The sequence below is a fragment of the Nocardia sp. NPDC050799 genome (genome assembly GCF_040654015.1).
Classification (GTDB): domain Bacteria; phylum Actinomycetota; class Actinomycetes; order Mycobacteriales; family Mycobacteriaceae; genus Nocardia.
Map to the genome: position 1 here is coordinate 1 of NZ_JBFAHF010000074.1, position 8,816 is coordinate 8,816.

Sequence of the window (8,816 nt, forward strand, 5' to 3'; positions counted from 1 at the left end):
CAGCGGGTGCCGGCGACCCGGATGAGGGTGTCGTCGCTGGTGCCGGTGGGTGCGAAGCACATGTAGTAGGCGATCTCGAGTTCGCCTTTGCTGTTCGGGGTCAGCGCCCGTCGTGCGAGTAGCCAGCGGCTCCAGCCCGCGGCGGTGGTCCACTCGTAGACCGGCAGCGACGCTACCGCCCAGTCGAACATCCGTGGCCCCTTCGCACCCTCACCGCAGCTCAGACGCTTCCACGCTTCCGGCGGTGCTTGCGCGACGAGGTGGTCGGCGCGGGTGCAACCGGCGGTGATCGGGATGGTCTGGCTGCGTGGCACCGCTACCACGTACCCGATGTGACGGGTTTCGAGCCACGTCCGGAACTTGTAGTCCCCGCCGTAGGCCTCGTCCGCGGTGACCCAGCGGGCCGGGACCCCGGCGTCCAGTGCTCGGGCGAGCATCTTGCGGGCGAGGGTGGCCTTGGTGGCGAACTCCACACTATCGGGAATGTTCGCCTCCCGGCAGCGATCACGGTCCTCGGTCCACGACTTCGGCAGATACAACTCCCGATCGATCAGCGTGCGACCCTTGCCGGTGGCGTAGGCGCAGAAGACACCCAGCTGGCAGTTCTCGATCCGGCCTGCTGTTCCCGAGTATTGCCGTTGCACCCCAGCAGATTTCACACCCTTCTTCAAGAATCCGGTTTCATCGACGATCAATACGCCATCGGGGTCACCGAGATGCTCGACCGTATAGGCGCACACATCATCACGGACCCCGTCAGCGTCCCACGCGGCCTTGTTCAACAGCCGCTGCATCCCATCAGGGGTCAGATCACCGGCCGCTTCGGCAAGCGTCCAGCCATTCTTCCCCGCCAACGGCGCCAACAACCCCCGCACATACATCCGCGCCCGCAACCGCGGCTCCGCACGATAGAAACGCCCCGCAACCAGCCCGAACAGATCATCCAGCCCAGCCACCCACGCAGCCAGGTTCTCATCGATCGACACGACGAAAGACCATACCGCACAACATAACCAAGTGCGGCTGGAGTACTAGCGGCGGTCACCACGACCGCCAATAGTAACCCGCCGGTATCGACGGCGATGTGGCGTTTGCGGCCGTTGATTTTCTTGCCGGCGTCGTAGCCCCGGCTCGAACCGGGCACGGTGTCGGCGCCGCGAACGGTCTGGGAGTCGATGATCGCCGCGGTGGGCTGGGGTGCTCGGCCCGCGGCCACGCGGGCACGATCACGCAACATGTCGTGGATCTGCTGCCAGGCCCCGGCGCGGGTCCAGCGGCGGTAGATGTCGTAGACGGTCTTGTACGGCGGAAAGTCCATCGGGAGTTGCGCCCAGGCGATACCGCCGCGGCACAGGTAGAAGATCGCGTCCAATACCAGTCGGCGGCAATATTTTTCGTTTCTGCCGCCGCGTCCTCCGGTGTTGCCCGGGACAGGGAGCATCGGTTCGAGGAGCGCCCACTGGGCATCGGTCATCGACGAGGACGGATACACCCGGCACAGGTGATCGGCAGCCGGGCATGACGAACACGACGTGATGAGCGATGATGACACACGAACTCCTGGTACGGCCTGACTTCAGCAATCACTGCCTTACCAGGAGTTCACTCAAATCTCGAGTGCTACGAACCGGCCGACGCCGGAGGTCCCAGACACGCACTTACATCACCGCGGCGTGAGAGTTCGCGTCTCTGATTCGACTGTGGACATGCGCGGAGTTGATGACTCTTCCTCAGCGGGTGCGTATTTCGTTGGTCGGAAAGTCTGGTATTGGCGTAAAGACTTCGATCATCGTGGTGTCTTCCAGTGTCACGGCAGAGTGCGGGACTCCGCCCGGAATCCCGATCGCTTCGCCCGGCCCCAGGGTGAGTTCCTTGCCGTCGACGACATACTTCATCCTTCCGCTGAGAATGACGTCGATCTGCTCCATGGGGTGGACTTCCTGCTCGCTCGGATCGTCCTGGTTGGGGATGCCCGTGCCCGCCGCGATCTCGACTTGCAGCACCTGTGCGAGGTCGGCGGTCAGCGCCTTGAACGTGATGCGATCACCGAAGTCACCGAGCGGTGTCGGCGGGATGTCGCGCCAGATGCGGTGCTGCGGTCGGCCTGCACCGGTCGCGAGACCGTGCTCCCCGGACGTATCTGTCCGGGCCGGTGTAGCCGGCGACCAGCCGAGCGAACGGGCCAAGGCCGCATACTCATCGAGCCGTGCGAGCGTCTCGGGTTCGCTCAGGGTCTCCAGGTCGAAGACGACACGTTCTGCACCGCTGTCTGCATAACCGCGCAGAGCTTCTTCTGTCACCGGGCCGACGTGAGCCGCGGTGATACGGGTGTCGGTTCCTGTCACCGCGCGCAGTTGTGCCGCTGATGCGGTCAGTTCATCGCTGCTGGGACTGACCGCATACCAGCCGCCGCCGAACCGCGCGATGCGGGGGAACGCCGCCGGCCCGCCGCCGAAGTAGAGGGGCGGGTGCGGGCGTTGGATCGGCTTCGGCCAGGCATAGAGCGGATCCAAGTTCACGAATCTACCGTGATACTCCGCGATCTCGCGGGTCCAGATCGCCTGCATCGCCTCTAGGCGTTCGTCGGCCAGCTTGCCTCGCGTCTTGGGGTCGGTGCCGTGGCTTTCCATCTCTTCTCGGTTCCAGCCGATGCCGACCCCGAACAGGAAGCGCCCGTTGGACAGTTGGTCGAGTGTGGCGACTTCTTTGGCGGTGATGAGGGGATCGCGTTGAGCGATCAGGGTTACGCCGGTGCCCAGCAGCAGTGTGCGGGTGACGGTGGCTGCGGCGGTCAGCGCCAAGAAGGGGTCGAACAGCCGGTAGTACTTCTCGGGCAGTTCGCCGCCGGTGGGGTACGGCGTGCGCCGCGAGGCCGGGATGTGGGTGTGTTCGGTGACGAAGAGCGAGTCGAATCCACGCTTTTCGAGCGCCTCGGCCAGCGCGGCAGGCCCGATTCCCTCGCCCGTGAAGAATGTAGCGACGCCGAATTTCATTGTGCCTCCATAGAATGTGCAAATCGGTTGATTTTGAAACGTGCGTGTCAGGCGGTTGCTTGGCCGCCGTCGATCAGCAGGTCCGAACCGGTGAGGAACGACGACTCGTTCGAGGCGAGGAACAATGCGGCCGCGGCAACCTCCTTGGGATCGCCAATACGGCCCATCGGAATTGCGATCGTGGAGGCGGCCTCATCGCTGGGGACCTCGGCGGCGAATCCAGCCAAGCCAGGTGTGGCGACCGGTCCCGGGCACAGCGCAGTGACACGGATGCCACGAGGTGCCAGTTCAACCGCCCACGAGCGCGCGAAATTGCGCACCGCAGCTTTGGTCGCCGCATACACACTGACGCCGGCGAGGCCTTTGATGCCGGCGACCGAGGACAGCAAGACGATCGATGCACCCTCCTGCAGCAGCGGCAGCGCCTTCTGCACGGTGAACACCAAGCCTTTGACATTCGCGTCGAAGGTCGTGTCGTAGTGCTCTTCGGTGATGTCAGCCAATCCGGCCATTTGTCCGCCGCCGGCGTTGGCGACCAGGACGTCGAGGCGGCCGCTGCGTTCGGCGATCGTGGCGTACAGCGCGTGAAGGGCGGCCAGGTCGGCGACATCGCCCACGACACCGGTGACGTCGCCGTCGATGTCGGCGACGGCGGCATCAACCACCTCCTTGCGGCGCCCGGTCACGTAGACCTGCGCACCTTCTGCAGCGAAGCGGCGAGCTGTCTCCAGCCCAATACCGGCGCTTCCTCCGGTGACGAGCGCTACCTTGCCTGCGAGTTGTTTGCCCATGGTGATTTCCTCTCGGTTGTCGTTAGAGGCGAGTCAACGCGGATAGTGGCGAGCGCAGAAGGGCGAGACTTCCTAGGAGCGCTGCACCCAGGAAGGCCTGCATCCAGACCGGCCGCCAGATTGAACACGTTGCGCAGAAGCGCTTTTCGCATCCGCCCTACATTGAGGTTGCTGGCGCACCCCTGGCACCTGATCCCGACCAACCTGACATATGTAACTAAACCAGTTACAGTGAGGATCCTCGTCGTGGAGCGAGTCCCAAACCAAAGACGGGTGCAGGTTGAGCGCGAACAGCAGGATGACACTGGCAGTCCACGTCCTGACGTGGATCGCTTTCGATCGCCGCGGCACTGGTGACGAGGTAGGCACCTCGCAGCGCATTGCGACAAGCGTCAACATTAACCCGGTGGTCATCCGCCGATGCTTGGGCGACCTGCGGGCGGCCGCCCTCGTCGAGTCCAGCCGCAACCGCGGTTGGGCGCTGTCGCTGGATGCGTCCGAAATCAGTCTGCACGATGTCTACCGCGCGGTCGGCGGGAACGTCTTCGCGATGCACGCCTCACCGCCGGACTACCACTGCCATGTGGGATCGGGGATTCAGCCTGTGCTGATCCAAGCCTACGAGCGAGCCACCACCGCACTGTGCGAATCGTTGGCCCAGACAACCATCGCCGACATCCTGCGCGACATTCTGGCGCAAGCCGATAACGGCGCCAGGATGGAGCTTCAACATGCCCAGTAAGGCTTCTCAACCACCGGTCAATCAACTGGGCGATTTTCTGCGTGCCCAGCGTGCGCGGGTGACACCGCAGGAGGCGGGACTACCCGCGGTGTCGGGCAGGCGTGTCATGGGCCTGCGACGCGAGGAGGTCGCTGTCCTCTCAGGAGTGAGCGCCGATTACTACGCCCGCCTGGAGCAGGGCCGTGAGCGCACCCCCTCGGCGCAGGTGGTCGACGCGATAATCAAGGCGTTGCGGCTCACTGCAGACGCCCGTTCGCACGCCTTCCGCCTGGCGAAACTGTCCCCGAACTCTGCCCAAACCGACGAAGCAGTAAGCCCTGAACTGCTCCAGACGATGGAGGCCTTCCCGCACGCGATCGCCTACGTCACCAACCCGGCGCTGCGGATCCTCGTCGCCAATCCCGCCGGCTGGGCGTTCACCGCACCACTGCTGCACCGGGAGCCCAACGTCGTGGCCGCGATCTTCCTCGACCCGGTTGCCCGCGACTTCTATGTCAACTGGGAGGAAGTGTCCAGGGCGTCGGTCAGCGCGTTGCGCCTGGCCGACGGCTTCGTGCCACCACACCCAGAGGTCACCGAGCTGGTCGAGCGCCTGTATCGCGACAGTGCGGCGTTCCGCGATCAATGGGACGACCAGACCGTCGAAGGCCTCAGCGCGACGCACACCACGATCCGCCATCCCGACGTCGGACTGCTCCAACTGAGTCACCAGGCCTTCGACATCCGCAGCACCCCCGGCCAACAACTAACGGTGGTCACCGCCAAACCCGGGTCACCCAGTGCCGACGCGGTAGAACTGCTGGGCTCGCTCGCCGCGACCCGCCACCAGACCTGGGTGTAGCCAATGCGCGCCGTTGCCTTCGCCTACCCCCGCATGGCTTTGGCCCCGCAGTGTGGCGCGTAGGTGCGCCATCTGGACATGGGCGACGGGCGCTTCCTGGGTGCAGCACTCCTAGGAAGCTTCGCCCTTCTGCACCTGTCGTCATCCGGGTTGACTGTCTTCTATCAGCACGCGATGGGCTGGAGTCCCGAATCGGCGCCACGCAACCACTGCCAGGAGTAGACCCCGATGAAGTTCGGCATCAATTGCACGTTCACCGACCGATCCACCATCACGCCAGCGGCCTATGGCCGCGCCGTCGAGGACCGGGGATTCGACTCGATCTTCCTCGCCGAGCACACTCACATTCCCGTCAAGGAGATATCGCCGTATCCATTCGGTGATCGCCCGGCCTCGCTCTACCACACCATCGACCCCTTCGTGGCTCTCAGCATCATGGCCGAAGTCACCGATCACCTGCTTCTTGGAACCGGCATATCGCTGATCGCGCAGCGGGATCCAATCACCACGGCCAAGATGATCGCGTCGCTGGATCTGGTCTCCAACGGCCGGTTCATCCTCGGGATCGGCACGGGCTGGAACGTCGAGGAGATGGCGAACCACGGCGGAAACCCCACCAGGCGCGGAGCGATCGCGACCGAGCACATCCTGGCCATGAAGGAGATCTGGCACAACGACAAGGCCGAATTTCATGGTGAGTTCGTGGATTTCGATCCGATCTATTCGTGGCCCAAACCCGTTCAAAGCCCACATCCTCCGGTCTATGTGGGCGGCGGCGAGAAGGCATTCGCCAGGGTCGTGAAGGTGGGCGACGGCTGGTTCCCCAACCTTGAGTCACCCGACGGGTTGGGCCCGAAGATCGAGCGGCTGCGCGAACTCGCAGGCCGCGAGGTGCCGGTGACCGTCATGCACGTGGGGCCAGCGGAGGCGGACATCATTGCCGGGTACGGACGGTTCGACGTGGAACGAATCGTCTTTCCCGTCGACACCGAGGCATCCGACCCGTCGGCAGCGCTCGACCACCTCGTTGCGCTCACCGCCCAATTGCGTTCCTAGGTGCAGCACTCCCAGGAAGGCTCGCCTTCCACCCCCGTCGCCGTCCGGATTGACTTGCAGTCAACCGCTTTTGAAAGGTAGACCCACATGCGCATCGTCATCATTACGGGAGGCAGCCGAGGAATCGGCGCCGCTACCGCACGGGCATGCGCCGCACACGGTATGGGCGTAATCCTCACCTACAACAGCAATCCGGATTCCGCCAACGACGTCGTCGGCACCATCGTCGAGGTCGGGGGCCGAGCCGTCGCGTTGAAACTCGACGTCGCTGACAGTTCGTCGTTCCCGGCCTTCGCCGACGCCGTCCTGGCGGCGCTGCACACAACGTGGGACCGCGCCGACTTCGACTATCTGGTGAACAACGCCGGCTACGGCCTGTTCAAATCCATTGCCACGGTCACCGAGGCGGAGTTCGACGGCCTCTTCAACGTGCACCTCAAGGGGCCGTTCTTCCTCACCCAGACCCTGCTGCCGCTGATCGCCGACGGCGGCCAGATCGTGAACCTGACGAGCGCGACTACTCGGGTGACGACCGCCGGCGTCGCACCCTACGCCAGCTTCAAAGGTCGTCTCGAAGTCCTCACCCGATACATGGCAAAGGAATTCGGCGAGCGACGGATCAGCGTCAACGCCATCTCCCCCGGACCGATTCGCACGGAACTCGGCGGCGGCCTCGACGACGAATTCGATGCATTGCTGTCCTCGCAGACGGCGCTAGCCGGGTGGGTGAACCCGAAGACGTCGCCGGCGCGATAGTCAGCCTCCTCTCCGACGATAGCCGCTGGATCAACGCCCAATCCATCGAAGTCGCAGGCGGCTTCGTCATCTGACGACACGGAGAGCATCATGCTGGACCATGTTTTCATCTCAGCCAGCGACGTCGATCGCTCGATCGACTTCTACACCGCGGCACTGGCGCCGCTCGGCATCACGACCCGGGTCGACTACGACGGAAAGGAAGGTCCTCCAGGTCATCCCGATCTGAAGGGCTTCGGTGAACACGGCCGCATCTTTTTCTGGCTTCGACATGGCGTGGTCGACAGCCGCGCTGTCCACGTCGGCTTCGTGGCCGACAGCGTCGCGGCGGTGGACGCCGCCTACGCCGCCGCGATCGCAGCCGGCGCGACCGCGAACGGGCCCCCGTCGTACCGGGACTACTACGACCCCCGCTACTACGCGGCCGGCGTGCTGGACCCCGACGGCTACAGCCTCGAATTCACCTACAAGAATTGGCAACACTGACATGCCCGAATTGATGATTTACGGAGCTACCGGCTACACCGGACGGATGGCCGCCGAACACGCCGCGGCCGCGGGGCTCAACCCCATCCTCGCCGGACGCGACGGCGCCCGGCTGGCGCAGCTCGCTGCCGGACTCGGCGTCGACTACCGGGCGTTCGGGCTCGATGACCCCGCCTCAGTGGACGAGGCGATCTCTGACGTCGCCGTGCTACTCAACTGCGCCGGCCCCTACCTGCGGACCGCGCCGCCGCTGATGACAGCCGCCATCCGAGCCGGGGTCCACTACCTCGACATCGCTGCTGAACTCGATAGCTACCGCCTCGCCGAAGAACTCGACGGGCAAGCGCAAACAGCCGGGGTGATGCTGCTCCCCGGAAGCGGCGGCAGCGTCGCCATGCTCGGCTGTTTAGCCGGCCACGCCGGCGAACGCGTCACCAACCCACGGCGAATCCAGATCGCGCTGCACGTGTCCGGTTCGATGTCGCGGGGATCAGCGGTCAGCGCCACCGAGAACCTCACGACCGATTGCCTCATGCGAGCCGACGGGAAACTGACGTCACGAAGCCCCTAGGACGTCCTGGAATTCGACTTCGGCGACGGCTACGTGCCCTGCGCAGCCGCGACGCTTCCCGACCTGGTGACCATCTGGCGAGCCACCAACGTTTCGAACATCGAGACATACGTGCATATCTCGGGCGACGCGTTCCCCGAAGGAGACCTCTCCTCACTACCCGACGGGCCCACCGAAGAGCAGCGACGCACCAACCGATACCAGGCCGCAGTGGCCGTGGAGGACCAGGACGGTGCCATCGTGCATTCGCTGCTCGATACCGTCAATGGCTATACGTTCACTCCCCTGGCCGCCGCAGAGGCCGCGCGCCGAGTACTGAGCGGTGAGCACCGACCCGGCTTCCACGCACCGGCATCACTATTCGGCAACGGATTCGCAGAAACCATCGCCGACACCACCATCCGCGACCTGTGAACCAAGGTAGCGGCTGCCGGCGGACGCTCGCACCTCGAGTCTCACCGCTGTACACGCCTCCCCGACTCCTCTAATACTGCAACGACACTCGGGTGAGGCGGTTCTGGTAGATCTGTGGTGTGGTGTTGGATCGTGCTGTGGCCGAGTTGGATTCGTTGATGACCCG

General features: G+C 64.5%; 10 protein-coding genes and 2 pseudogenes. 7 read left to right on the forward strand and 5 right to left on the reverse strand.

Translation table 11 applies throughout. The annotated features are described in order from the left end of the window. From AB0H42_RS35040 to AB0H42_RS35060, 5 genes and pseudogenes are all read right to left on the reverse strand, one after another. The coding region (locus AB0H42_RS35040) for an IS701 family transposase (RefSeq protein WP_357064042.1) at window positions 1–938 on the reverse strand (938 nt) is incomplete at its 3' end. Window positions 939–1,039: 101 nt separating this feature from the next. After that, window positions 1,040–1,474 (reverse strand): annotated as a pseudogene (locus tag AB0H42_RS35045) (IS5 family transposase); the annotation flags it as partial. Between the two features lie 256 nt (window positions 1,475–1,730). After that, window positions 1,731–2,003, reverse strand: coding sequence for a cupin domain-containing protein (locus AB0H42_RS35050; RefSeq protein WP_357064044.1), 273 nt, complete (start codon window positions 2,001–2,003; stop codon window positions 1,731–1,733). Between the two features lie 102 nt (window positions 2,004–2,105). Continuing rightward, window positions 2,106–2,993: pseudogene (locus AB0H42_RS35055) on the reverse strand (LLM class F420-dependent oxidoreductase); the annotation flags it as partial. Between the two features lie 47 nt (window positions 2,994–3,040). Further along, window positions 3,041–3,784, reverse strand: a complete 744-nt coding sequence (locus tag AB0H42_RS35060; protein WP_357064020.1) for a glucose 1-dehydrogenase — start codon at window positions 3,782–3,784, stop codon at window positions 3,041–3,043. A 298-nt stretch (window positions 3,785–4,082) separates the two neighbouring features. Between AB0H42_RS35060 and AB0H42_RS35065 the strand changes: the two genes are divergently transcribed. From AB0H42_RS35065 to AB0H42_RS35095, 7 genes are all read left to right on the forward strand, one after another. Next, a complete protein-coding gene (locus AB0H42_RS35065; protein ID WP_357064023.1) occupies window positions 4,083–4,526 on the forward strand; it encodes an Rrf2 family transcriptional regulator in 444 nt (147 codons plus the stop codon). Further along, window positions 4,516–5,367, forward strand: coding sequence for a helix-turn-helix transcriptional regulator (locus tag AB0H42_RS35070; protein WP_357064026.1), 852 nt, complete (start codon window positions 4,516–4,518; stop codon window positions 5,365–5,367). The genes AB0H42_RS35065 and AB0H42_RS35070 overlap by 11 nt, the downstream gene beginning before the upstream one ends. A 228-nt stretch (window positions 5,368–5,595) precedes the next feature. Beyond that, entirely contained in the window at window positions 5,596–6,423 is an 828-nt protein-coding gene (locus tag AB0H42_RS35075) for an LLM class F420-dependent oxidoreductase (protein ID WP_357064028.1), read from the forward strand. A gap of 87 nt (window positions 6,424–6,510) precedes the next feature. After that, the gene (locus tag AB0H42_RS35080; protein WP_357064031.1) at window positions 6,511–7,179 is read left to right on the forward strand and encodes an SDR family oxidoreductase; all 669 of its coding nucleotides are present in this window, start codon (window positions 6,511–6,513) and stop codon (window positions 7,177–7,179) included. A gap of 90 nt (window positions 7,180–7,269) precedes the next feature. Beyond that, a complete protein-coding gene (locus AB0H42_RS35085; RefSeq protein ID WP_357064034.1) occupies window positions 7,270–7,665 on the forward strand; it encodes a VOC family protein in 396 nt (131 codons plus the stop codon). A 13-nt stretch (window positions 7,666–7,678) separates the two neighbouring features. Further along, window positions 7,679–8,236: a saccharopine dehydrogenase NADP-binding domain-containing protein gene (locus tag AB0H42_RS35090; RefSeq protein WP_357064037.1), complete on the forward strand. Its 558-nt coding sequence runs from the start codon at window positions 7,679–7,681 to the stop codon at window positions 8,234–8,236. A gap of 66 nt (window positions 8,237–8,302) precedes the next feature. Continuing rightward, window positions 8,303–8,650, forward strand: coding sequence for a hypothetical protein (locus tag AB0H42_RS35095; protein WP_357064040.1), 348 nt, complete (start codon window positions 8,303–8,305; stop codon window positions 8,648–8,650). Window positions 8,651–8,816 lie beyond the last annotated feature (166 nt).